The 23463-nt window shown below is 36.2% G+C and carries 22 protein-coding genes and 1 riboswitch; of the genes, 1 reads left to right on the plus strand and 21 read right to left on the minus strand.

The window, feature by feature from the left end:
* Positions 1-131: 131 nt before the first annotated feature.
* From H7K77_RS12375 to H7K77_RS12430, 12 genes are all read right to left on the minus strand, one after another.
* On the minus strand, positions 132-1676 hold the full coding sequence (locus H7K77_RS12375) for a Na+/H+ antiporter NhaC family protein (protein WP_186578159.1): 1545 nt from the start codon (positions 1674-1676) through the stop codon (positions 132-134).
* A gap of 237 nt (positions 1677-1913) precedes the next feature.
* Positions 1914-2090, minus strand: a riboswitch (Lysine riboswitch).
* Positions 2091-2143: 53 nt separating this feature from the next.
* Entirely contained in the window at positions 2144-2938 is a 795-nt protein-coding gene (gene yunB / locus H7K77_RS12380; protein WP_186578160.1) for a sporulation protein YunB, read from the minus strand.
* Positions 2939-2993: 55 nt separating this feature from the next.
* Positions 2994-4091: an HD-GYP domain-containing protein gene (locus H7K77_RS12385; RefSeq protein WP_186578161.1), complete on the minus strand. Its 1098-nt coding sequence runs from the start codon at positions 4089-4091 to the stop codon at positions 2994-2996.
* Positions 4092-4283: 192 nt separating this feature from the next.
* On the minus strand, positions 4284-4589 hold the full coding sequence (locus H7K77_RS12390) for a YunC family protein (RefSeq protein ID WP_186578162.1): 306 nt from the start codon (positions 4587-4589) through the stop codon (positions 4284-4286).
* Positions 4590-4656: 67 nt separating this feature from the next.
* The gene (locus tag H7K77_RS12395) at positions 4657-6045 is read right to left on the minus strand and encodes a bifunctional metallophosphatase/5'-nucleotidase (protein ID WP_186578163.1); all 1389 of its coding nucleotides are present in this window, start codon (positions 6043-6045) and stop codon (positions 4657-4659) included.
* Positions 6046-6057: 12 nt separating this feature from the next.
* Positions 6058-6885: a sulfite exporter TauE/SafE family protein gene (locus H7K77_RS12400; protein WP_186578164.1), complete on the minus strand. Its 828-nt coding sequence runs from the start codon at positions 6883-6885 to the stop codon at positions 6058-6060.
* Positions 6886-7004: 119 nt separating this feature from the next.
* A complete protein-coding gene (gene sufB / locus H7K77_RS12405; protein WP_186578165.1) occupies positions 7005-8402 on the minus strand; it encodes a Fe-S cluster assembly protein SufB in 1398 nt (465 codons plus the stop codon).
* 58 nt (positions 8403-8460) lie between these two features.
* A complete protein-coding gene (sufU, locus tag H7K77_RS12410) occupies positions 8461-8901 on the minus strand; it encodes a Fe-S cluster assembly sulfur transfer protein SufU (RefSeq protein WP_186578166.1) in 441 nt (146 codons plus the stop codon).
* Entirely contained in the window at positions 8891-10108 is a 1218-nt protein-coding gene (locus H7K77_RS12415) for a cysteine desulfurase (protein ID WP_186578167.1), read from the minus strand. The genes sufU and H7K77_RS12415 overlap by 11 nt, the downstream gene beginning before the upstream one ends.
* Complete coding sequence (gene sufD, locus H7K77_RS12420; protein WP_186578168.1) at positions 10108-11415, minus strand: Fe-S cluster assembly protein SufD; 1308 nt, start codon at positions 11413-11415, stop codon at positions 10108-10110. Before sufD ends, H7K77_RS12415 begins: the two co-directional genes overlap by 1 nt.
* An 18-nt stretch (positions 11416-11433) precedes the next feature.
* The gene (gene sufC, locus H7K77_RS12425; RefSeq protein WP_186578169.1) at positions 11434-12219 is read right to left on the minus strand and encodes a Fe-S cluster assembly ATPase SufC; all 786 of its coding nucleotides are present in this window, start codon (positions 12217-12219) and stop codon (positions 11434-11436) included.
* 1086 nt (positions 12220-13305) lie between these two features.
* Positions 13306-13476, minus strand: coding sequence for a hypothetical protein (locus H7K77_RS12430; RefSeq protein ID WP_222599359.1), 171 nt, complete (start codon positions 13474-13476; stop codon positions 13306-13308).
* A gap of 447 nt (positions 13477-13923) precedes the next feature.
* On the opposite strand from H7K77_RS12430, the gene H7K77_RS12435 reads away from it, so the two are divergent.
* On the plus strand, positions 13924-14358 hold the full coding sequence (locus tag H7K77_RS12435; protein WP_186578170.1) for a TlpA family protein disulfide reductase: 435 nt from the start codon (positions 13924-13926) through the stop codon (positions 14356-14358).
* Here the strand turns inward: H7K77_RS12435 and H7K77_RS12440 are convergent.
* The 9 genes from H7K77_RS12440 to H7K77_RS12480 all read right to left on the minus strand — a co-directional run bounded on the left by H7K77_RS12440 (position 14348) and on the right by H7K77_RS12480 (position 23114).
* A complete protein-coding gene (locus H7K77_RS12440) occupies positions 14348-14674 on the minus strand; it encodes an SCP2 sterol-binding domain-containing protein (protein ID WP_186578171.1) in 327 nt (108 codons plus the stop codon). The genes H7K77_RS12435 and H7K77_RS12440 overlap by 11 nt on opposite strands.
* A gap of 101 nt (positions 14675-14775) precedes the next feature.
* Entirely contained in the window at positions 14776-15084 is a 309-nt protein-coding gene (locus tag H7K77_RS12445) for a thioredoxin family protein (RefSeq protein WP_186578172.1), read from the minus strand.
* 9 nt (positions 15085-15093) lie between these two features.
* Complete coding sequence (locus H7K77_RS12450; RefSeq protein ID WP_186578173.1) at positions 15094-15444, minus strand: toprim domain-containing protein; 351 nt, start codon at positions 15442-15444, stop codon at positions 15094-15096.
* Between the two features lie 160 nt (positions 15445-15604).
* On the minus strand, positions 15605-15991 hold the full coding sequence (gcvH, locus tag H7K77_RS12455; protein ID WP_186578174.1) for a glycine cleavage system protein GcvH: 387 nt from the start codon (positions 15989-15991) through the stop codon (positions 15605-15607).
* Positions 15992-16055: 64 nt separating this feature from the next.
* On the minus strand, positions 16056-16415 hold the full coding sequence (locus H7K77_RS12460) for an arsenate reductase family protein (RefSeq protein WP_186578175.1): 360 nt from the start codon (positions 16413-16415) through the stop codon (positions 16056-16058).
* Positions 16416-16640: 225 nt separating this feature from the next.
* Positions 16641-18425, minus strand: coding sequence for an acyl-CoA dehydrogenase family protein (locus H7K77_RS12465; RefSeq protein WP_186578176.1), 1785 nt, complete (start codon positions 18423-18425; stop codon positions 16641-16643).
* Positions 18426-18439: 14 nt separating this feature from the next.
* Positions 18440-19612, minus strand: coding sequence for an acetyl-CoA C-acetyltransferase (locus tag H7K77_RS12470; RefSeq protein ID WP_186578177.1), 1173 nt, complete (start codon positions 19610-19612; stop codon positions 18440-18442).
* A 16-nt stretch (positions 19613-19628) separates the two neighbouring features.
* Positions 19629-22028 (minus strand): 3-hydroxyacyl-CoA dehydrogenase/enoyl-CoA hydratase family protein, encoded by a 2400-nt coding sequence (locus H7K77_RS12475; protein ID WP_186578178.1) that lies wholly within the window; start codon positions 22026-22028, stop codon positions 19629-19631.
* Positions 22029-22196: 168 nt separating this feature from the next.
* Positions 22197-23114: a proline dehydrogenase family protein gene (locus tag H7K77_RS12480; protein WP_186578179.1), complete on the minus strand. Its 918-nt coding sequence runs from the start codon at positions 23112-23114 to the stop codon at positions 22197-22199.
* Positions 23115-23463: the final 349 nt, after the last annotated feature.

Raw genomic sequence — 23463 nt, forward strand, 5'->3', positions numbered from 1 at the left:
GCGTTCTTTGCGACCGAGGAGGCTGAGGCGTTGCCCACGGAAAGCAACTGCCCGGAGCGGAAATCAACGTCTCAACTTACTGGTGATTCTATACAAATTGCGTCATAAGACACAATGGTTACGAATGATCCTTATTTTTTGTTTATAACTCTTAGCAATAACACAATGGCAATCGTTACGACAATTGCCGTAGCGAACGATAACACAACGTGATGTGATACTCCCATTACTACATAACCAACTGCTGATGCAATAGCACCGATAAAAGCATAAGGAAGCTGTGTCACAACATGGTCAATGTGATTGGATCCAGCACCAGTTGATGACAAAATCGACGTATCAGATATTGGAGAACAATGGTCACCAAATACTGAACCAGCCAATACAGCTGCTAATGCAGGTAATACAAGTTCAACATCTGTGATAGCAGCAACCTCTCCGGCTATTGGGAGCATTATGCCAAACGTTCCCCATGATGTTCCCGTTGCTAAAGCCATAAAACTTGCTACAACAAAGAATAATAATGGTAAATATGATGCATTTAATGCTGTATCATTTACTAATTGCGCTAAAAAGGTTCCTGTACCTAAGCTATCGATAATAGAACCTATCATCCACGCTAAAATCAATATATAGATTGCTGGTAGCATCGCTTTGATTCCTTCTAAAATAACTGTAAAAGAGGTAGCTTTTTGGTCACGTTGGATAATGAATAAAAAAAGTGCTATTACTACAGCTAATAATCCCCCAATAAAGAGTGAAAGGTTAACATTTGTGTTCTCAAAGATGGCAAGTATTGTTACATTTCCTTTTATCTCCCGAATTCCAGTTATAATCATTGCAAGGATGGTACTAATTATTAGTGTGAAGATCGGTATCATTAAATGATGTATTTTTCCATTAGCATTAACCTCTATGCTATCTTTTAAATCTCCTGGAATATTACCTTTCTCAGGATCAAATAAATCTCCAGTCTTGATTGCTCTATCCTCGTGCTTTTTCATTGAACCAATATTAAAATCAAACACCGCTACAATAATAACCAACAAAATTGCAGCAAATGCATACAGATTCATTGGTATCATTCTTACAAATGCTTCTAGTGGTTGGTAGTCTGTAATACCTTCTGCAGCTAATATAGCACCAATTGTTCCAATGATATATGCTCCCCAACTAGAGATTGGTGAAATAACTGTAATTGGTGCAGAAGTTGAATCGATGAAATAGGCTAATTTAGCCCGTGATATTTTATGGCGATCTGTAACTGGTCGAGCAACTTGTCCAACAGCAAGACTATTAAAATAATCATCAATAAAAATGATAATCCCTAAAAATATTGGTAATAATTGTGCCCCTTTCCTCGTCTGTACCTTTTGGATGGCCCATTCACCAAATGCTCGACTTCCACCCGAAGCAGAAAGGAATGCGGTTATTATTCCTAATAACAATAAGAATGAAAGTAGATAGATATTTCCAATATTCAGCTCATTCTCATCAATAAATATTGCCAAGAAAACTGCTCCCACTTCCTTTGCTGCTAACCACAAATTAAAGTCGTGTAGTAATATTGCACCAACTAAAACTCCTAGCCCTAATGAAAGTAAAACTTTTCTTGTAACAAGTACAAGAATCAGCATTAATACAGCTGGTAATAAAGAATAAAAACTATTTTCCATTATGTTTCCTCCTTGAGACTTTTTTCTAGAACAAACAGCTACATCCATTTATTGATGAGAGTAAAGAAACATCCTGAAAATATAATGCCAACTCCTAGCTTAAAAGTTGCGCTTTTAGACAGAGGCTTTAAAAGATAATTTAAACAACACAAATAAGGACAGCAATAGAAAATAACCTATCACTGTCCTTATTATTATTTTGACGATAATATTAAGTATTCTGTGTGTTATCCTCCATCGATCAGTAGCTCCTCATGTCCATTACAGGCATGACAGTATAATCCCTATTAGAAACTATACCAGCAGTAAAGTGTTTGACGACACTGTACGCTTCGGCAACTAGCCCTTTTTATAATCATCATCGCAGTCATTCTCCGATTATTTACTCATGCTAATTGCACCTCTACCTCATCGTATGACAAGGTTCGACTATTCAGTTCATTGATTATTTTATCAGCAGACTATCATTATGGCAAGGGGTCTAGTGGAATGGAAACATCTGGGCTGCTTTGACCCTCTCCACCGCCTTGACCATCAAAGAAATAGTCAGGTACTTCACCTGGATGCCATAGCCTTGTAACCGGAATGTCTTGTGTAAATTTTGCCGGTTCCGATGCAAAAGGAATCACAACCGTTGCCTCAACTTCAACATGTACCTGTACAATGATATATCCCCCATTCACTCCAACAGGCTCAAACTTACCCTGTACCTCCGTAGAAGCATATCCGGAGATATCTAAATTTACAGGTATTTTAGGACCAAGATTAGCTAATAAGGGAATTCCCATTGCTTGCCCTAAAGGTATTTCTAATAGTGGGCCTTCTTTTACTGATTCAATTGCAGAAGTTTCTTCATTTTCTAATTCCACATCTAAAGTAGTACCAGGATCTGGTCTTATCCCTTTTTCAATTTGGGAAAGATAGTTCTGTAATCTGTATTGGACATTTCTTTGAACCCGATTTTCAACAACAGTATTAAACATGTAATTTACTGGGTCTCCTTGGTCATTGTACTTTACTTTGACAAGTTCATTGCTTAAATCCTCAGATATTTTCTTACTCACCGCTATACCCATCGCTTCATTAACGATTTCATTTGTTTCATATCTTGCAATAGTTAACATCACTGGTTTTATTTTTTCATTAACTATTAGAATACTAGTTAGTGTAAAGATCATAAAAAGAAACAAAGAAATAACAATAATATGCCTTGTAGGAGGCGGTTTTAATGGCCGTCTTTTAATAACAGGTCTCTTTTTCATGAAAATACCCCCTTATCACACAATATGCATGTGAAAAGAGGGATAGACTTGTATATTAGACTTTATTTCCAGAAGCTATATCACAGTTAGTAATCATTAAGTTTAAGTGTGTCGCTAAATCTATATCATGAGGACTAACCTGTTCGCCATTCTCTTCCATGATTCTAACCACAGGTCGGTCATTTAAGTTCTTATTTTGCCTTACAACTATTCCTGTACTGCCATTACTTAAATCAACTGATATACCATTTGGATAAATGGCAACTGTTTTCCTGAATGCTTCCAACATTTTCGTATCGAATAATGTTCCAGAGCCCGCATATAAGATTTCTAGTCCCTCATGTGGCAGCATTGCATCCCGATATACTCTATTACTTGTTACCGCATCAAACACATCTGCAATTGCCATTAACTTACCGTATGGATGAATATCCTTATCTGTCAACCCACGCGGATAACCTGATCCATCTAAACGCTCATGATGTTGAAATGCACAATGTGCAACAAGTAAAGGGATATTTGATGATTTTCTTAAGAAATTAAATCCTTCTTCAGAATGGGATTTTATAATATCAAATTCATGATTGGTTAAACGTGCTGTCTTGTTTAAAATCGGTTCAGGGATAAAAACTTTTCCGACATCATGAAGCATTGCACCTAGTCCAATTTGATGTATCTGTTTGTTAGGTAGACCCAATTCAGTCGCAAGTGCTAGCGAATATATGGTAACATTAATGGAATGAGAGAATATATAGTCATCACTAATAAGAATGTCAGAAAGAATCGATAACACTTCATCCCGGTTTTTAACCTCGCTAACAATATTGCTGACCATTTCCGTCATCTTTGTGCCTGTTTTCTCTAATAAATAGCCATTGCTTTTAACTTTATTATCTTGAAAATCTTTAAACGATGTTTTTACCATTTGAATTGCTTCTATTCTAAGCTCTTCAGAAATAGGAGGGTTAACAATAATATCTTCAGTGAAGGCATCCTTAATATAGACATAGGTTATGCCCAACTGATGAAGACGTTTTAACATTCTCTTCGTAAGTTTTATGTCTTTTTTTATAAGAACTTGTCCATTATCACTATAAATGGTCTTAGCAAGTTCGGTTCCCTCAGTAATGGATTTAGTAGCAACTAGTTTCATATTGTTCTCCTATAAAAAATGATATCGTTCGACACCTTAACTTAAATATTACCAAACTTTTTAACATGATGCTACAAAATACTTTAATATAGCTAATAGAACTATGCTATATTTTAGTAAAATTATACTAATTCGCCTTCACTATAATATTTAAAATGGATTACCCATAATAGGTAATCCATTTGTATAACCTTATTCTGCAATTTTTAGAAGAGCCTCTTTCGCTGACATACCTTCCTGCCAACCTTTGTTTTCCGCTTCTTTCGTCACTTTATCAAGAGGCGCATCTAATAATTGGTCGATTGTTTTTACTCCAGTTGCACGGGCAGCTACTATTTTTCTTTCTGCTAATTTATCGTTCAATAAGTCAACATCTAATGCCCCGCACATAATGTATCCAACTTCATTAGAAATCACTAATAAATTCGTTTTAGGTAATTCTACTCGAATTGCTGTAAAAGGATGGTTCTCAATAATTAAAGGTTTTACTGAAATCATGATTCATCCACTCCCCTCTCTCCCTAACAATATATGGTGAGATAAGGGCGAATGTGCATCATTTCTCTTAAAATTTCGTTTTTAAGGCGTGAACTAATAAATCCCTTAAAAATTCTGGCATGAAAAAATGTTTTTTCTTGGCGCGAGAAATTTCAGGTAATAGCTGGCCAAAGGTAAACATATCAGCAGTTGCAACACGATAGGTTTTGTTTCTATCTAATAATTTCCCACCCATCCTTATACTTCCTACCCGGTATTCTCCGTGTTGGTGTTCTAACTCAACATCAAGACCCGCAAAAACCATTTTACCGATAACTGTTCCTCTAAATCCAAAACCTTTTAATTCTAATTCCATTAATGATTTAGTCAATGAACCACGAATTACCTCTGCTAGTTCATTTCCATTTAAGTCTACCGTACACGGATTAATTGGATGTGGACAAATCCGATGAATGTCACGATAACTAACATCACCAGCATCTAATGTCTCTAATAACAATCCTGCATTTAACATTGCACAATCCGAATTCGTCCATTCCATTAAAGTATCCACTAACATAGTCATTAGTTTTGTCGATTGGAACCAATTAACTTCTAAAGGTTCTGTTAGCGTTACAACAGTCTCACCTAAAATTTGATCCGCTTGTTTTTGATATTCATCTAATTTTACTCCGGTCATACTATCCCGATCAACGTGCTCTATATTCGTGACATAGCCTTCCTTTTGAACTAATTTGTTTCGATAATGATCCCAAGTTAATATTACTTCCCCAACGTTAGTCCCATGCTTGCCTGCCGCAGTAAGTAAAGTTTTATTAACATATTCTCCGGTTCGAAATAAGTGGTGGGTATGGCCACCTATTATCACATCAATGTCAGGGTACCTTCTTGCGATTTCTTCATCTTCATTGATACCTAGATGTGATAACAAAATGACAATGTCACAGTTATTAGCTATTCGATCTATATGTCTGTCTAAGTATTCGTAAGGTGAGGTTACATTCCAACCTAGGAGATTATAAAAAGCATTAAATGGAGCTGTTAAACCAATAAATCCAATTTTTATTCCACTATCTGTTATGGAATAATAACTATCTTTTAACCAACTTGGATTATCCTTATTTACCGACTGTAAATTACCACAAACTAATTGGAAACTTGCATGATCATAGAGGTGATAAAGATCGTCATAATCTAATGTTATTCCTTCATTATTCCCGATTGTCGCTATGTCATAATTAGCATGATTTAATAATTCAACATTTGCTTTTCCCATAAACGCTTCGGAAATAGAATGGGAACGATCCACATGATCACCAATATCCAAAAACCAACTTGCCTGCTTTGCAGCTTTTCTTTGTTCTTTTTTCTGATTGAAATAACTTACTATTTTACTCCAATTTTCAAAATGGCTATGTAGATCATTTGTATAGTAAAAAAATATTTTTTCTTCCATAGAATAACTCCCTTATCCAATCCCTTGCCAAATTAAACGAAACCCAATAATAAGTAATAAGATTTTAAGTAACCATTCTACAGTAGGTCCAGAAAGACGTTGATTTATTTTTGCCCCAACAATTCCCCCTATAAAAGCACCTGGTATAAACAACCAAACATACTCCCATGTAATATGGCCTAGATAAAAGTGTGTTACGGAACTAAATACGCTTAAAAATAAAATCATAAACATCGAAGTTGCTGTCGCAATATGAGCTGGAAAACCAAAAAATAAAATCATTACCGGTACCGTTAATGATCCTCCACCAATTCCAAAGAAACCTGACAAACAGCCTACTAAAAAGGCGACAATAAAGACATAGATTGGTGAGAAAGAGTAAGTATAAACTTTATTATTTATTACTTTTTCTCGATAGATTCTCCATTTTTTACTAGTTGGGTGTTCATTACTAACTTTCTTATTTCTTTTTATAAAAAATAACATAAATAACATGATCATTAGGATGCCAAAATAGATGGAAAACGAATCCGTATTCACATATTGATTAGAGAAAGATCCTATAATCCCCCCAGGAATGCCACCAATTACAAATAAAAAAGCACTCTTATAATCAATTCTCTGTTTCCTAGAATATGTAATGCTTGAGGATAATGCAGTGAAAATCATAATGATTAGAGAAAGACCGACTATCTGATGAGCGCTCGCCCAACTAAAGCTGTCATTGTATTCGTAGAGCACAAGCAATATAGGTACTAATATTACGCCTCCACCTAACCCAACAATACTTCCAACTAAAGCTGAAGCAAACCCTACGGTTATACATATGAGAAAAAACAAGTAATATCCCTTCCGTTCTTGATTGACCGACAATTACGTCTGCATTTTATATTTATTTCTAAGAGAAAAGAGCCCGATAAAATACCGGGCTCTTTCTATTATAAATATAATATAGTTAATTATCCAATAGAACCTTCCATTTCAAACTTGATCAGACGGTTCATTTCAACTGCATATTCCATTGGTAATTCTTTTGTGAATGGTTCAATGAATCCCATTACGATCATTTCAGTTGCTTCTTCTTCTGAAATACCGCGACTCATTAGGTAGAATAACTGCTCTTCAGATACTTTTGAAACTTTTGCTTCATGCTCTAATGAAATATTTTCATTGAAAATTTCATTATAAGGAATTGTGTCTGAAGTTGATTTGTTATCCATAATTAACGTATCACACTCGATATTTGCACGAGCTCCATCAGCTTTTCGACCAAAGTGAACAATTCCACGATACGTTACTTTACCACCATGTTTAGAAATAGATTTAGAAACAATGGTAGAAGATGTATTTGGTGCTAAGTGGTGCATTTTAGCCCCTGCATCTTGGTGTTGGCCTTTCCCAGCTAATGCAATAGAAAGTGTCATACCACGAGCGCCCTCACCTTTTAGGATAACTGCAGGGTACTTCATTGTAAGCTTAGAACCGATGTTACCATCAATCCATTCCATTGTAGCATTTTCATCACAAATCGCACGTTTGGTTACAAGGTTGTATACGTTGTTCGCCCAGTTTTGGATAGTCGTATAACGGCAATAGCCACCTTTTTTAACAAAGATTTCAACTACTGCACTGTGTAGTGAGTTAGTCGTATAAACTGGTGCTGTACACCCTTCTACATAGTGAACAGATGCGCCTTCATCGACAATAATTAGTGTTCTTTCAAACTGTCCCATATTTTCAGAATTAATACGGAAGTAAGCTTGAAGAGGCGTGTCTGCTTTTACTCCTTTTGGTACGTAAATGAAAGATCCACCAGACCAAACTGCAGAATTTAATGCCGAGAACTTATTGTCTGAAGAAGGAATTACTTTACCAAAGTATTCTTTGAAAAGATCTTCATTTTCTTTCAAGGCAGTATCCGTATCCTTGAAAACAATCCCCATTTTTTGTAAATCTTCTTTTAGATTGTGATAAACAACCTCTGATTCGTATTGTGCAGAAACACCAGCAAGGTATTTTTGTTCTGCTTCTGGAATTCCTAACTTATCAAACGTGTTTTTAATCTCTTCAGGGACTTCATCCCATGAACGCTCGGATCTTTCAGAAGGTTTAACGTAATACGTGATTTCGTCAAAATTAAGTTCTGCAAGATCACCACCCCACTGTGGCATTGGTTTCTTATAGAACTGTTCAAGTGCCTTCAGGCGATAATCTAACATCCACTGTGGTTCTTCTTTCATACGTGAAATTTCTTCCACAATATTTTTTGTTAGTCCTTTTTCTGTACGGAAAATAGAAATATCTTTGTCGCGAAAACCATATTTATATTCTCCAACTTCAGGCGCTTTTTTCGCCATATATAAAACCTCCTATATCAGGTTGAAAACCATTTTATCAGGTAAGCAAAATTTCATTTTACTCTTCCTTATTGTCCATACCCTTTTCCATTGCTTTCCATGCAAGCGTCGCACACTTGATTCTTGCGGGAAATTTCGCAACACCTTGCAATGCCTCAATATCTCCCAAATCAAGATCATCTGTTTCTTCCTCTTGACCAAGCATCATGTTAGAAAAGAATTTGGACATTTTTAATGCTTGTTCTGTTGATTTCCCTTTTATAGCTTGGGTCATCATCGAAGCAGAGGACATACTTATGGAACATCCTTCTCCTTCAAACTTGGCGTCTTCTACTTTACCGTTTTCTATTTGCAAGTGAAGTTGAATTCGATCCCCACATGTAGGATTGTTCATATCAATTGTTAATGACTCATCTTCTAGTGTCCCTTTGTTCCGAGGGTTTTTATAATGGTCCATTATCACTTGTCTATATAAGGTATCTAGGTTATTAAAAGACATCGCCAAAATACTCCTTCGCTTTATTTAATCCAGCCACTAAGCGATCCACATCATCTTCCGTGTTGTACAAATAGAAGCTCGCTCTTGCAGTTGCTGTTACATCTAACCACTTCATTAATGGTTGTGCACAATGATGCCCTGCACGAACTGCAATTCCGTCTGCATCTAGAACCGTAGCTGTATCGTGTGGGTGAACATCATCAAGATTAAATGTAATTAACCCTGCCCTTTGTTCTGGGCCATAAATAGAAATGCCGTCAATTGTTCTTAATTCTTGTAAAGCATACGTTACAATCTTGTGCTCATGTGCTTCAATTTCATCTAGTCCGATTTCTGTTAGAAAATCAATTGCTGCACCAAGGCCAATTGCACCGGCTATAATTGGTGTGCCACCTTCAAATTTCCACGGAAGCTCCTTCCATGTAGAATCATAAAGGTTCACAAAGTCAATCATTTCCCCACCGAATTCAACTGGTTCCATATTTTCTAATAGTTGCTTTTTACCGTATAACACACCGATTCCTGTAGGACCACACATTTTGTGTCCGGAGAAAGCATAAAAGTCACAATCCAAATCCTGAACATCGACTTTCATATGAGGTACACTCTGAGCACCATCAACTAACATAACAGCACCATGTTGATGAGCAATTTTAGCGACTTCCTTCACTGGGTTCACTGTCCCTAACACATTAGAAACATGCATCATTGCAACAATTTTCGTTTTATCAGATATAGTTGCTTTTACTTCATCAAGGCTGATTGTTCCATCCTCTTGAAGTGGAATATACTTCAAAGTTGCCCCAGTTGCTTTAGCTGTCTGCTGCCATGGAATAATGTTACTATGGTGTTCCATAGGTGTAATGACAATTTCATCGCCTTCACTTAGCTTACTTCTATAACTATAAGCAACCGTATTTATTGCTGTAGTTGTCCCACGAGTAAAAATTACTTCCTGTACACTACTTGCATTAATAAACTTTCTAACTTTATCTCTTGCACCCTCGTACTTATCCGTTGCTCGTGTTCCTAATGTATGAACACCACGGTGAACGTTGGAATTATCTAATTTATAATAATCCTCTAGAGCATTGATGACAGTTAATGGTTTTTGAGAAGTAGCAGAGGAATCAAGGTACACTAATGGATGTCCGTTAACTTCTTGGTCTAAGATTGGGAATAACTGACGGACGGCTTTAACATCCATTAATTTACTTTCCCCTCAATTACTTTCGTTAACTGATCCTTTACAGATTGAATAGGAATTTCATTTACCACTGGTGCTAGGAATCCATGAATGATTAATCTCTCTGCTTCTTGTTTTGAAATACCTCGACTCATCAAATAATAAAGTTGAATAGGATCTACTCGACCAACAGAAGCTGCGTGACCTGCTGTTACGTCATCTTCATCAATCAGTAGAATTGGATTTGCATCACCACGTGCATCTTTACTTAACATAAGTACACGAGATTCTTGTTCTGCGTTAGATTTCGATGCACCATGTTCGATTTTTCCTATACCATTAAATACAGAAGATGCACTGTCCTTCATAACACCATGCTGAAGGATATATCCATCTGAATTTAAACCGAAGTTTACAATTTTTGCGGTTAAGTTTTGAATTTGATTTCCACGACCAACTGTAACTGCTTTTGCTTGTGATACAGAATTATCACCAATTAAATGGGTAATATTCTCAGAAGCTGTATTTCCGTCATTCATCTGACCTAATGCCCATTCAATTTTTGCATCTCTGTATGCTATACCACGGCGATTCACATACACAGTAGTACCCTTTGCAAAGTTATCAACAGCTCCAAAAGATACTGATGCATTATCGTGAGCAATTACTTCTGTCACAATGTTTGCTACAGCCTCTTCATCTTGATTATGAGAAATGTAATTTTCCACATACGTTACGGAACTGTTTTCTTCTGCAACAACAATTACGTGATTAAATGATCCTACCTTAGGATCCTCTTGCCAGAAAATAGCTTGCAACGGCTCTTCCACGACCACATTTTTAGGAACATATACGAATACGCCCCCATTCATTAACGCAGTGTGAAGGGCTGTTAAACGATTCTCATCGATTGATACAGCGTCCTTCATAAAATAGCGCTGAACTAGTTCGCTATGTTCCTGAATTGCACTTTGAAGATCTGTTAAGATAACACCTTTTTCTTGTAACGATGCATCCAATGATTTATATGCAACAGATTCATTTCTCTGAATAACTAAATTTCCGTTTTTGTTTTCCATGTCTAAGAAAACTTTGATATCTTCTGGAAGTTCTTCAAGAGATGAAATCTCCTGCCCAGATACATCATGATCAAATTTGCTGAAATTCCACTTTGTAATATTTGTTTTATCCGGCTTTGGCATTGGTAACGTTTCAGTTAACTCCAATGCTTGAAGGCGTAATGACTTCATCCATTCCGGTTCATTTCTCTTTTCTGAAAATTTACTAACATAATCTTTTTCATACGGTAGCTTTGTATCCACAGTCATACAACCCCTCCTTACTGCTTACGCATTTTGCTCTACAGTTTCTTCTTCGATTCCAAGTTCTTTCTTAATCCAGTCGTAACCTTCAGCTTCTAAGCGTTGTGCAAGCTCTGGTCCACCAGATTTCACGACACGACCTTGCATCATTACATGAACATAGTCAGGAGTGATGTAATCTAATAAACGTTGATAGTGTGTGATCATTAGGCAACCAAATGTTTCACTACGTAATTTATTAATACCTTTAGATACTACTTTAAGTGCATCGATATCTAAACCAGAATCAATCTCGTCCAAGATCCCAATTGCCGGTTTAAGCATCATTAATTGTAAAATCTCATTACGTTTCTTCTCCCCACCAGAGAACCCTTCGTTTAAGTAACGTTGAGCCATGTTTTTATCCATTTCTAGGTAATCCATTGATGCATCCATTTCCTTAATGAATTTCATTAGAGAAATTTCATCACCTTCTTCTCGACGAGCGTTTATAGAAGAACGTAAGAAATCAGAGTTTGTAACACCACTAATCTCACTTGGGTATTGCATTGCTAAGAACAAACCAGCTTGAGCACGTTCGTCTACTTCCATTTCTAATACATCTTCACCGTCTAAAAGAATAGAACCACTTGTTACTTCATATTTAGGGTGACCCATAATTGCTGAAGCCAATGTAGACTTACCAGTACCGTTTGGTCCCATTACTGCGTGGAATTCTCCACCTTTCACCGTAAGGTTTACACCCTTAAGGATTTCTTTATCGTCGATTGATACATGAAGATCTTTTATTTCTAATGTTGATCCTGCCATATTTGATACCTCCAAAGACTTGTTTTTTATAAAGTGAAAACTTCCCCCATTTTAACTTTTCCAAAAACGAAGGCTAGTTAACTTATCAGGGTGTGTTGGTCTATCGTACCATAATAATATATAATGGTTAACTGAACATATTACCTGATAATGGGATATTGAATTATATCCATTCTCATTTTATTCTCATTATAATCTTATATCATTTAGAATCTATTATCAACAATTTCACTGTTCATTTGACAGGTTTTTATACATTTTTATTAAGAAAAGATTTGTAACCGCATAATTAGCAATTTTTTCTACCTTTACGCCTACAATGGATACTTCATAAACACAAGTACACCGATTTTGCTATTGTACTTGCACCTAGTTTCTTCTATATATATTTAAATTATTTAAAGTAAACGTATTTACTGTAAATATAAGTCTCTTTCGCATACTTTGTTAATAACATACCATCACATTCAAGATAAACTCACTAGTAACTATATTCTTTAATTAACTGAGTGCAAATGTGTCGCTGTGGATTGTGAAGTGAAAGGAATTCCAACGTCGCGAAATTAGAGAAACATCAAGAATTCGCTTCGTTAGAGGGCTCCTTACATTGCGAAATTAGAAAAACAATAAGATTTCGCTTCGTTAGAGGGTCCCTTACATCGCGTAATTAGAGAAAACATAAGAATTCGCTTTGTTAGAGGGTCCCTTACGTCGCGAAATTAGAGAAAACATAAGAATTCGCTTTGTTAAAGGGCAGCTTACATCGCGTAATTAGAGAAACCATAAGAATTCGATTCGTTAGAGGGCTCCTTACATTGCGAAATTAGAAAAACAATAAGATTTCGCTTCGTTAGAGGGTCCCTTACATCACGAAATTAGAGAAACCATAAGAATTCGATTCGTTAGAGGACAGCTTACGTCGCGAAGTTAAATAAATCATAAGAATTCGCTTCGTTATATTGCCTATCCAATTTCTAACTGGTGATTCTATGGAAAATACGCCAAATGGAAAAACAAATATGAATAAGCAATAAAAAAGATTCCTTGTTCGTTTTGGACAAGGAATCTTTTTGGTGTCTATTATTACTATCTGTGCGCAAGTCTTTCTATTTCATTATATACTTTCATACTTTGCTTATGACTCTTCTCTCTGGCTTTCTCCACTTTTATTCGGTGACTTAGCTTTCTGCTGTATTCAGCAAAATTTACACCATGTGTTTGGTGCATCGCTTTCTCCATCTCACTCGTATAATTCAAATTCAAGTCACTAATAGTGAATCCATCCTTTCTATATTTACAATTAAAATTGTAGCACTAGAAAGTATTATTTAACAAAGAGTATTTGAACTTGTTAGAAGGGATGAGTAGTAATTAGTCGACTTCACACTAAGATAAGTCTTTCACAGGTTAAATTCTTCTCTTTTTGTTAGATATCCTTACAATTCATTATTATGTTACCATAACCATATCAACGCAAAAAGGATTAGTAATTTAATGTAGAATTTTTTTAAAGGAATAGATCATAAGTGAAATGAATCATTCTCAAATAACTTACTTATTTGATAAAATCCTCTTAAATGAGTTCAAAATATAAAGCTAGCAGAGAAAAAAATAATTAGTTTGTACTATAATTAACAGAAAGGCTGTATTGCTACGAATAATTATGTTGTCAATTACACTAAGTATATGAAAAGAGGGAAAAAGATGAGAGCACCACTATTTAAATTGCCTTATATAAATAACCAACAGCAATTTTATCATCTACAGGATGATATAGGAAAAATTATTATTATTACATTTTGGACTTCCTGGTGTCCTGACTGTGGAACCGACCTACCAAGAAAAGAGCAACTAAATAAAACGATAAATAATCCAAACGTAAAAATGCTAACAATTAATGTAACTGGAAGAGAGCGTGAAGAAAAAGCTGGGGCTAATTTTGCTGATCGGTTTTTAACTCAACCAACCCTTTCTGATAATGGAAAAGAGATCTATAATCTTTATCAATGCATGGGTGTACCTACAACAGTAATAATTGCTCCGGACGGCACTATAGTTGATCAATTTGGTGACCAGGCTTCCTTTAATGATGTCTTGCTTTCTATTGGGAAGTTGTTAGAAAAGAGCACTAAGAGTTAGATAAATAAAGAATCGATTCTAAAAAAAGTAAATCTTTATAGCTTCCTGATACAGAAACCAACTCATTCGGCATACTGGTAAGTTTTCCTCCACCTAATATTAGCGAATTAATTATTTCATCATTTGCTTCTACGGTGATATCAGCTTTTCTGTCAACGGAGTCAAGAACAGCAATAGTTCCATCTTGAAATGAAACATACCATGAATCTTTTTGATCATGAAAGCAGACAACTAGTTTCTTATGGTGGTAAAGGCTTGTCAAATCTTCTCTTGACTCTAAATCCTTTTTCCAACTGTACAAAGCATGACGGTCCATAATCAATCCCCTTAAAATTAGTTATAATTTCTTATTCTGTATCGTAAGAGCTAATTCCTGTCTAGTTGACTAATTACAGAGGATTAATCGTCAAACCTATTTTATGACTCGCACCATAATGTTAAATGCTCATAAATATTTGTAACGGATTCAAATGAATACATTTTGTTAGCTACTTCACCTTTTTTCAAATGCAAAAGACATGGAACACTTTTAATAAAGTTGTCCTTCATATATTGAGGTTGTAAAGAGGCATTCATCTCATAAATAGTACCTATCGCCTCCATACTTTCTAGAGGTTCAATAAGCTTTCTTGCTAACTTACATGTTCCACAAAACGGCGTATGAACAAACACAAATTGCCTTTCGATTAGTGGGTTAGTTAGTTGTTCAAACGTTATTTCTTTCATTCCATCACCTTAAACTAAAAAAATTGGATTAACAGAGAGACTGCTTCCGATTAGTGCGATAGCTAGCTCTGATTGAGGGGTAGCTGCAACTTCACGAAAGGTTTTATCAATATGAATATGTTCCGCATGTGGTAATTCCATAGACAATTGCTTCCTTAGCTTGTGACCAGCATTGTCTTCATCAACTAGGATGTACACGTCTTTATTATCGAGATCATGTTCAATTAGTAATTCCTCTAGTCTTTCGACGCCCAATGTTCCATTCGTACAAATTATTTCAACATCCTCATCAATAATTTTTTCAATTTGGATTTTGTCTGAGCGTCCCTCTACAATAATCACTTTGCCTACATTTGCCATGTGATCACCTGCTTCTTCATAAGTAATAAGCACAACAAAGTGTTAATTTAGCATTAACAACAATCCCCTGTCACATTCTTGAGTAACAAGGGATTAATTTTTTGTCTTACTAACATTGTATTTAATTTTGCTTATTTGATGCACAAGTATATGTTTTTAATTATTCGTCCTCGTTAATCAATTTTTCATATTGTTCAGCAGTCATAAGCTTTTCAATTTCTGAGGATTCAGTTGGTTCAATAACGATCATCCAAGCTTTCTCATAAGGGGATTCGTTCACAAATTCAGGACTATCATCTAGCTCTTCGTTTATTTCTACTACTGTCCCGCTAATAGGTGCATACAGCTCTGATACCGTTTTAACAGATTCCACACTTCCGAAAGGCTCGTCCGCTTGTAAAGTGTCTCCAACCTCAGGAAGTTCTACAAATACAATATCACCTAATTCTGATTGTGCATGGTCTGTTATCCCAATACGAACTTTTTCTCCCTCAACTTTTACCCATTCATGCTCTTCTGAATAACGAAAATCCTTTGGTAGACTCATTCCAAAAACCTCCTACAAAATTTTGAACTTGAATTATGTATTATAATTCGGGAAAGTTCCCTCTTTATTTATTCCAAGTTTGATCAAATGTTTCTTCTTTAAACCCGACTGTTACCTTACTATCGTCCATTACAATTGGACGTTTAATCAACATACCATCAGATGCCAACCATTCTAACATTTGGTCTTCACTAGCCTCTTTAAGTTGATCTTTCAAGCCTAGCTCTCTATATTTCTTACCACTAGTATTAAAGAACTTCTTTATCGGAAGATTACTCTTCTCTACCATAGTCTTTAATTCATCTTTCGTTGGTGGATTATCAACAAGGTGCACTTCATTAAATGGAACATCATGTTCAACCAACCATTTTTTTGCTTTTTGACATGTCCCACATTTAGGATACCAATAAAAAGTTAAGGCCACTATTTAACCTCCTTCTCTATGTTCTAGTTTAAACCATAATAGAATTGTACTGTAGGATAATTTTACCTAACTTATTATTGATAGTGCAAGCATCAACTATTAGTTATTATTTTAAATCTATTATTACAAAAAAATAAACCCACAGATTTTTATAAAAACTTGTGGATTTATTTTAAATCAGAGTCAGAGCTCTATCCTAGTGAATGTTTAACTGAAGCTCACATTCTAAACTATATATTTCTCTTCTTGTAATACTAATTTGGCTATTTGTCTTTTCTTTTCGATTACATTAGTAGGGTTATGTCTAGTTAATTTCTTCATTGCAGAAAGCATAATTCTTAGTGTATCTCCTGTTTCACATGCAATTAGCGTTTCCTTAGCATGTGCCTCGATTCGATTAAAAGCTTCCTGTACATATACTTCCGTGTACAATAGTTTTTGGTTACTTTTATCTAAGCCACTTCTATTTATAGCTTTTTTCGTTCGTAATAGAGCAGATTCGATATGATAGATTTCCGCAACAATATCAGCTAGATTTACTAAAATTTCTTGTTCTTGCTCTAACTTTGTTCCGTGCTTCTGTGCTGCAAGACCAGCAGCTAGTAGGGCTATTTTTTTAGCATTAGCAAGTAAATATGTTTCTTTTTCCAGGGTATCCGTGCCAACTTCTTCTGGCATGAACATCATTAATTCTTCTTGAAGTGTTTGTGCTTTTTGTAATAAAGGCAACTCTCCTTTTAATGCCTTTTTCATTAGAGAACCAGGAATAAGTAAACGGTTGATTTCATTAGTTCCTTCAAAAATTCTTTGGATTCTGGCATCTCTGTACATTCTCTCTACCTCATATTCTTGCATAAACCCATATCCACCATGAATTTGAACCGCTTCATCTGCCACGAAGTCGATTAATTCTGTACCAAATACTTTATTTAGAGAGCACTCGATTTGGTATTCTGCAATGGCTCCTGCCACTGCTCTACCATCCTTTAACTCTTCATCTGCTAAATTACTCATCCGCTGTTCAAATAAGCCGACAGTTCGGTACACAGCACTCTCGTTTGCATAAGTGTTAACTGCCATCGTTGCCAACTTTTCTTGAATTAACGAGAATCTTGCTATTGCTGTCTTAAACTGTTTTCGCTGATTCGCATAGGCAGATGCTAATTCAATTCCTCTTTTAGCACCACCAACTCCTCCAATTGCAAGTTTATAACGACCCACATTCAAAATGTTAAACGCAATAATATGGCCTCTACCGATTTCACCTAACACATTTTCAACTGGTACCTCTGCATCTTCCAAAATTAGCGTTCTAGTTGAAGAACTTTTTATTCCCATTTTCTTTTCCTCTGGACCGGTTGATACTCCAGGAAAATCTCTTTCTACAATAAATGCTGTAAATTCATCTCCATTAATCTGTGCATACACGATAAATAAATCTGCAAAACCTGCATTAGTAATCCATTGTTTTTCTCCATTTAAAACATAATGGGTTCCTTCATCATTAAGTATTGCATTAGTCTTCGCCCCAAGAGCATCAGACCCAGACCCCGGTTCCGTTAAGGCATATGCTGCAATTTTTTCTCCTGTTGCAAGATTTGGCAAGTACTTTTGTTTTTGCTCTTCGTTACCAAAGAAAACAATTGGAAGTGAGCCAATTCCTACATGTGCCCCGTGTGTAACAGAAAAGCCTCCAGCACGAGAAAACTTTTCAGTAATTAACGATGAACTAATTTTATCCAATCCCAGTCCGCCATACTCTTCTGGTACATCTACCCCTAATAATCCTAGCTCTCCTGCCTTTTTTAGTAAATCAACCGAATGATTAAACTGATGATTCTCCAACAAATCAACTTTAGGTAACACTTCACCTTCTACGAAATCTTCTGTTGTCTTCGCAATCATGATATGTTCCTCTGTGAAATCTTCCGGAGTGATAACATCCTCTGGCCCAAGATCTTCAATTAGAAAAGCTCCACCCTTAAACACTTTCTCTTTTGTTTCACTCATTATTATTCCTCCCATTATATTAATTCGAATACACCTGCCGCACCCATGCCTCCACCAATGCACATCGTCACAACTCCAAATTGTTCATTACGACGTTTCATCTCGTGGATTAAACTTAATGTCAGCTTAGTTCCGGTACATCCAAGTGGATGGCCTAGTGCTATAGCTCCACCATTTACATTTACTTTGTCCTCATCTAACCCTAAACTTCGAATTACTTGAATCGACTGTGAAGCAAATGCTTCATTCAGTTCAAAAAGTCCTATGTCATCAATAGTGAGCCCGGCCATATTTAGTGCCTTTGGTACAGCCTCAACTGGCCCTACTCCCATTATTTCAGGTTCAACACCCGCGACTGCAAAAGACCTGAATTTAACCAACGATTGAAAACCTTCCGATTCTGCTTTTTTTCGCTCCATCAATAGAACAGTAGCAGCACCATCACTCATTTGAGAAGAGTTACCTGCAGTCACTGTCCCATTAACAGAGAACGCAGGTTTAAGTTTGGATAACGCAATAGAATCGGTGTCTGGACGTACCCCCTCATCATGGTTAAAATCAAAAATTTGTTCCTGTACATGGTTACCAGCAAGTATATCGTGTTGTTTTACTTCTACCGGAACAATTTCGTTGAGAAATTTTCCTTCTTTTAAGGCTGCGGCAGCACGTCTGTGACTTCTTACCGCAAAAGCATCTTGGTCCTCTCTTGAAATCCCAAATCTTCTAGCTACTTCTTCAGCCGTATGACCCATAGACATGTAATATCCTGGAGCATTCTCGACTAACACTATATTCGGTCTAATGACATGCCCTCCCATTGGGATTAAACTCATCGATTCTGCTCCACCTGCTAAAATCGCATTTCCTGATCCTAGCATGATTTGTTCAGCCCCATAAGCAATACTCTGTAACCCTGAGGAACAATAGCGGTTGATTGTAATACCAGGAACTGTAATCGGAAGTCCTGCTAACCCAGCAATGTTCCGAGCCATATTCATTCCTTGTTCTGCTTCTGGCATTGCACATCCAATAATTACGTCATCTATTTGTCCTTGATAATTTGCACGTTTGAGTGTTTCTTTGATGGTAAGTGCTGCGAGATCATCTGGACGAACATGTGCTAATGATCCTTTTTTAGCTTTTCCCACTGGTGTACGAGCACCAGCTACAATAACAGCTTCTTTCACGTTCTTCCCCTCCCTCTTAATTACGTAGCGCCTTTCCTTTTACTAACATGTGCTGCATACGTTGTTGTGTTTTTGGTTCCCCAATCAAGCTTAGAAATGCTTCCCTCTCTATATCCAACAAGTACTGTTCGTCTACTAAACGTCCTGCCTTCACTCTTCCCCCTGCTAGGACAAATGCCAGTTTTTCTGCAATCTTTACATCGTGTTCACTTGCATAACCTCCGAAGAATAATGACTTTGCCCCTAAAAGCATAGTCGCGTAACCTGATTCACCAACGACAGGTACAAGCTCACGTTCTGGTGATCGATAACCATCCCTACTTAAACTAAGAACTTTCTGCTTTGCATCGTGTATCAGGTGGGAGCTATTTACAGAAATTCCATCTTGTTTATTTAAAAAACCATTTTCTCTTGCCTCTTGCGCTGATGTAGAAACTTTAGCTGTTGCAATTGTTTCAAATACGGCATTCGTAATTTTTTGTAGATCAAGATCCACACCTACTGGCAAGTTACGTATTTGTTTCAAATACAGCTCTTTATTACCTCCACCACCTGGTATCAAACCAACACCAAATTCGACTAGGCCCATATAGGTTTCCTGAGATGCTTGCAGGGCACTAGAAGGTAACGAGACTTCTGCACCTCCACCAAGTGTCATGCCAAATGGGGCAGTGACAACAGGTTTTCCAGCGTACTTTATGTTCATCATGGCATTTTGAAATTGCCTAACTACCATATCGATTTCTACAAAATCATCATCCTGTGCAGCCATCAGCATCATGGCAATATTAGCACCAACACAGAAATTTTTACCTTGGTTTCCGATGACAAGACCTTCATAATTAGTTTCAACTTCTTCAATTGACTGATTAATCATTTGGATAATATCCATTCCGATAGCGTTACTTTTAGACTGAAACTCTAGACATGCAACACCATCGCCTAAATCTATTAAACTAGCACCAGTGTTTTTCTTTATAACTCCTTTTTCTTCTTTTAAGAGGTGTAGGTTTATTTCTTTTATATTGGAAGTTTTTTTCTGATATTCACCATTGTTGTAGAAGTAAACAACCCCTTGATCTTTTTTGTAAAACGAAAGAAAACCTTTAGAGTGCATATTTTCAATCCAGATCGGTAAAGTGTCTCCCTCTTTTTTAATCCGATCTGCTACTTCTTCAAAACCTAAGCTATCCCATATTTCAAAGGGTCCTTGTTGCCAACCGAACCCCCAACGCATCGCCTTATCAATTGCTACAATATCGTCAGCAATTTCACCCATTAACTCAGCAGAATATAATAGAACTGGTTTTAATATCGACCAGACAAAATCACTCGCATTATCTCCTTCCACTGATAACAGCGCTTTCATTTTTCGGTTTAGTCCCTTTTCCTGTTTAGCGATTTCTGTTGCCTTCGTTTTTAAAGACTTTTTAGCTTGATATTCAAGTGTGCTTACATTTAGTTCCTCAATTACACTCTTCCCCTCCACTTTTCTCTTCTTATAAAAACCTTGGCCCGTTTTAGATCCTAACCATTTCTTATCTAGCATTTGCTTCATAAATGAGGGAACCTCAAACACTTTTTTTTCAGCCCCATCAACTTGTTGATACACATTATCGGCAACATGATAAAACGTATCTAGACCAACGACATCTAACGTACGGAAAGTCGCACTTTTCGGTCTTCCGATGAGTGGTCCGGTAACAGAGTCCACTTCACCAATAGATAATCCCCTTGCCAACATCTCCTTAACGGTTACTAATAACCCGTAAGTCCCAATTCTGTTTGCGATAAAGTTTGGTGTGTCTTTCGCTTCTACTACACCTTTTCCTAAAGTGTCTTCCGCAAAGTTTTTCATAAAATTTAATACATCTTTTTTTGTAAAGCTTGTAGGTATGACTTCTAGAAGTTTTAAATATCGAGGTGGGTTAAAAAAATGCGTGCCAATAAAGTGCTCCTTTAAATCAGCAGAACAGTGTTCAATCATCTGTTCTAATGAAATTCCTGAGGTATTAGAACTAACAATACTAGTCATATTTCTGTGTTTTTCTATAATAGTAAGTACTTGTTTTTTCACTGAAAGATTCTCCACTACTACTTCTATGATCCAATCAGCACATGTTAATGAATCAAGATCATCTTCAAGGTTTCCAATTTCAATTAGGTCTAAACTCTTTTGACTTGTAATTGGTGATGGCTTTTGTTTCCTTAGTGCTTTCTTGCTATTAGCTGTGAGCCTATTTCTAACTCGTGTGTCTTGTAATGTCAGTCCTCTAATTCTTTCCTCTTCAGTCAGCTCTTTCGGTACAATATCTAACATTTTTGTTGGAATTCCTACATTAGCCAAATGTGCGGCAATTCCTGATCCCATGATCCCAGAACCAATTACAACTGCACGTTTAATCGACTGTACCATCCGCTCTCCCCCTATCACTTTTTTGAATGAATACTCATTCATTTACGGCTTTAAAAAAATAAGAATGCATAGATCCTTGATACTTTAACTATAAAATAGATTAGAAATTTTAGCAATCCCTTTTTTGAAAGCGACTTCATTGAAGTTAATTGAAGTCGCTTAACATCGTTACTTCTTAAATAAACCTTTCAGCACAAAAGCGATGTTTGCCGGTCGTTCTGCTAGTCGCCTCATAAAATATCCATACCAATCATCACCGTATGGCACATAAACCCGGACCGTATACCCTTCTTCGACCAGCTGTTTCTGTAGTTCTTTCCGAAATCCATAAAGCATTTGAAATTCAAATTGGCCTCGGTCCAAGGATAGTTGTTTTTCTAACTGTTTTGTATAATCAACCATGTTATCATCATGCGTTGCAATTGCTGTGTAGTTTCCGTTTTGTAAATGAGTTTTGATTATCTTTTTGTAATTTTCATCCACGTCCTTTTTATCCGGGAAAGCAACTTCTGCTGATTCCTTATACGCACCCTTAACAAGCCTTAGATTGGGGCTTAAGTAGTTTAAATCTTTAATATCCCCCATTGTTCTGTACAAATAGGATTGTAATACCGTTCCTATATTTTCGTAATCATTCTTCAAGTGTTTGAAAATATCAATCGTTTGTTGACACCGCTCGTAATCTTCCATATCGATAGTTACAAACACATTATTACTTGCACCTACATCTAGGATTTTATACATGTTCTCCAACACGATTTCTTCCGAGATATCTAAGCCCATTGAAGTCAGCTTTAGAGACATTTGAGCATCTAATCCATTGTCTGCGATAGCCCTAATCGCTTCTATACACTCTAATGCAGAAGCTCTTGCCTCTTCTTTGCTATCAATAAATTCTCCTAAATGATCAATCGTTACTACTTTTCCCTCTTCATTTAGCTTTTGGATAATTTTTACGGCATCATCAATCTTCTCTCCTGCTACAACGTTTTTAGCACCAAATTTCAATCCATAACTTTTAGCTAACTTAGTAAACAATTTGTTCTTGGATAAGAAAAGAAAAACGTTTCTTAACAGTTGCTCCATGAAAAGCCCCCTAGATAAATCACTAGTTAAAATGCCTTAAATTAACGCTAATCATAAAAGTCTCGCTTACCAAAGCATATTTTAAAGAACACAACTTTAGCACAAATCTTAATAACTTTTATACATTTTTTGATTACTGTATTAGAACATGTGTAATGTTAAGTGGTGCTTACTAACATTAGGAAATTTACTAAAAAGTACTGACAACTACTTGTTAGACATATTCATTTCTCACCTAGGAAAGTCCCGTTCTTCTCACACTACAAAATTTAATATTGATCCTCAACTACTTCCTTAACTTGATCTGTATGGACTAGGTTTCTCATCAAACTTAATTGCTACTTTTCTA

Origin of the sequence: Aquibacillus kalidii (assembly GCF_014280935.1) — a bacterium.
GTDB lineage: Bacteria > Bacillota > Bacilli > Bacillales > Amphibacillaceae > Aquibacillus_D > Aquibacillus_D kalidii.

Bases quoted from the DNA above. Each gene is read 5' to 3' on its own strand.
- H7K77_RS12375 (WP_186578159.1), bottom strand. From the start codon at position 1,676: ATGGAAAATAGTTTTTATTCTTTATTACCAGCTGTATTAATGCTGATT.
- yunB (WP_186578160.1), bottom strand. From the start codon at position 2,938: ATGAAAAAGAGACCTGTTATTAAAAGACGGCCATTAAAACCGCCTCCT.
- H7K77_RS12385 (WP_186578161.1), bottom strand. From the start codon at position 4,091: ATGAAACTAGTTGCTACTAAATCCATTACTGAGGGAACCGAACTTGCT.
- H7K77_RS12390 (WP_186578162.1), bottom strand. From the start codon at position 4,589: ATGATTTCAGTAAAACCTTTAATTATTGAGAACCATCCTTTTACAGCA.
- H7K77_RS12395 (WP_186578163.1), bottom strand. From the start codon at position 6,045: ATGGAAGAAAAAATATTTTTTTACTATACAAATGATCTACATAGCCAT.
- sufB (WP_186578165.1), bottom strand. From the start codon at position 8,402: ATGGCGAAAAAAGCGCCTGAAGTTGGAGAATATAAATATGGTTTTCGC.
- sufU (WP_186578166.1), bottom strand. From the start codon at position 8,901: ATGTCTTTTAATAACCTAGATACCTTATATAGACAAGTGATAATGGAC.
- H7K77_RS12415 (WP_186578167.1), bottom strand. From the start codon at position 10,108: ATGGATGTTAAAGCCGTCCGTCAGTTATTCCCAATCTTAGACCAAGAA.
- sufD (WP_186578168.1), bottom strand. From the start codon at position 11,415: ATGACTGTGGATACAAAGCTACCGTATGAAAAAGATTATGTTAGTAAA.
- sufC (WP_186578169.1), bottom strand. From the start codon at position 12,219: ATGGCAGGATCAACATTAGAAATAAAAGATCTTCATGTATCAATCGAC.
- H7K77_RS12435 (WP_186578170.1), top strand. From the start codon at position 13,924: ATGAGAGCACCACTATTTAAATTGCCTTATATAAATAACCAACAGCAA.
- H7K77_RS12440 (WP_186578171.1), bottom strand. From the start codon at position 14,674: ATGGACCGTCATGCTTTGTACAGTTGGAAAAAGGATTTAGAGTCAAGA.
- H7K77_RS12445 (WP_186578172.1), bottom strand. From the start codon at position 15,084: ATGAAAGAAATAACGTTTGAACAACTAACTAACCCACTAATCGAAAGG.
- H7K77_RS12450 (WP_186578173.1), bottom strand. From the start codon at position 15,444: ATGGCAAATGTAGGCAAAGTGATTATTGTAGAGGGACGCTCAGACAAA.
- gcvH (WP_186578174.1), bottom strand. From the start codon at position 15,991: ATGAGTCTACCAAAGGATTTTCGTTATTCAGAAGAGCATGAATGGGTA.
- H7K77_RS12465 (WP_186578176.1), bottom strand. From the start codon at position 18,425: ATGAGTGAAACAAAAGAGAAAGTGTTTAAGGGTGGAGCTTTTCTAATT.
- H7K77_RS12475 (WP_186578178.1), bottom strand. From the start codon at position 22,028: ATGGTACAGTCGATTAAACGTGCAGTTGTAATTGGTTCTGGGATCATG.
- H7K77_RS12480 (WP_186578179.1), bottom strand. From the start codon at position 23,114: ATGGAGCAACTGTTAAGAAACGTTTTTCTTTTCTTATCCAAGAACAAA.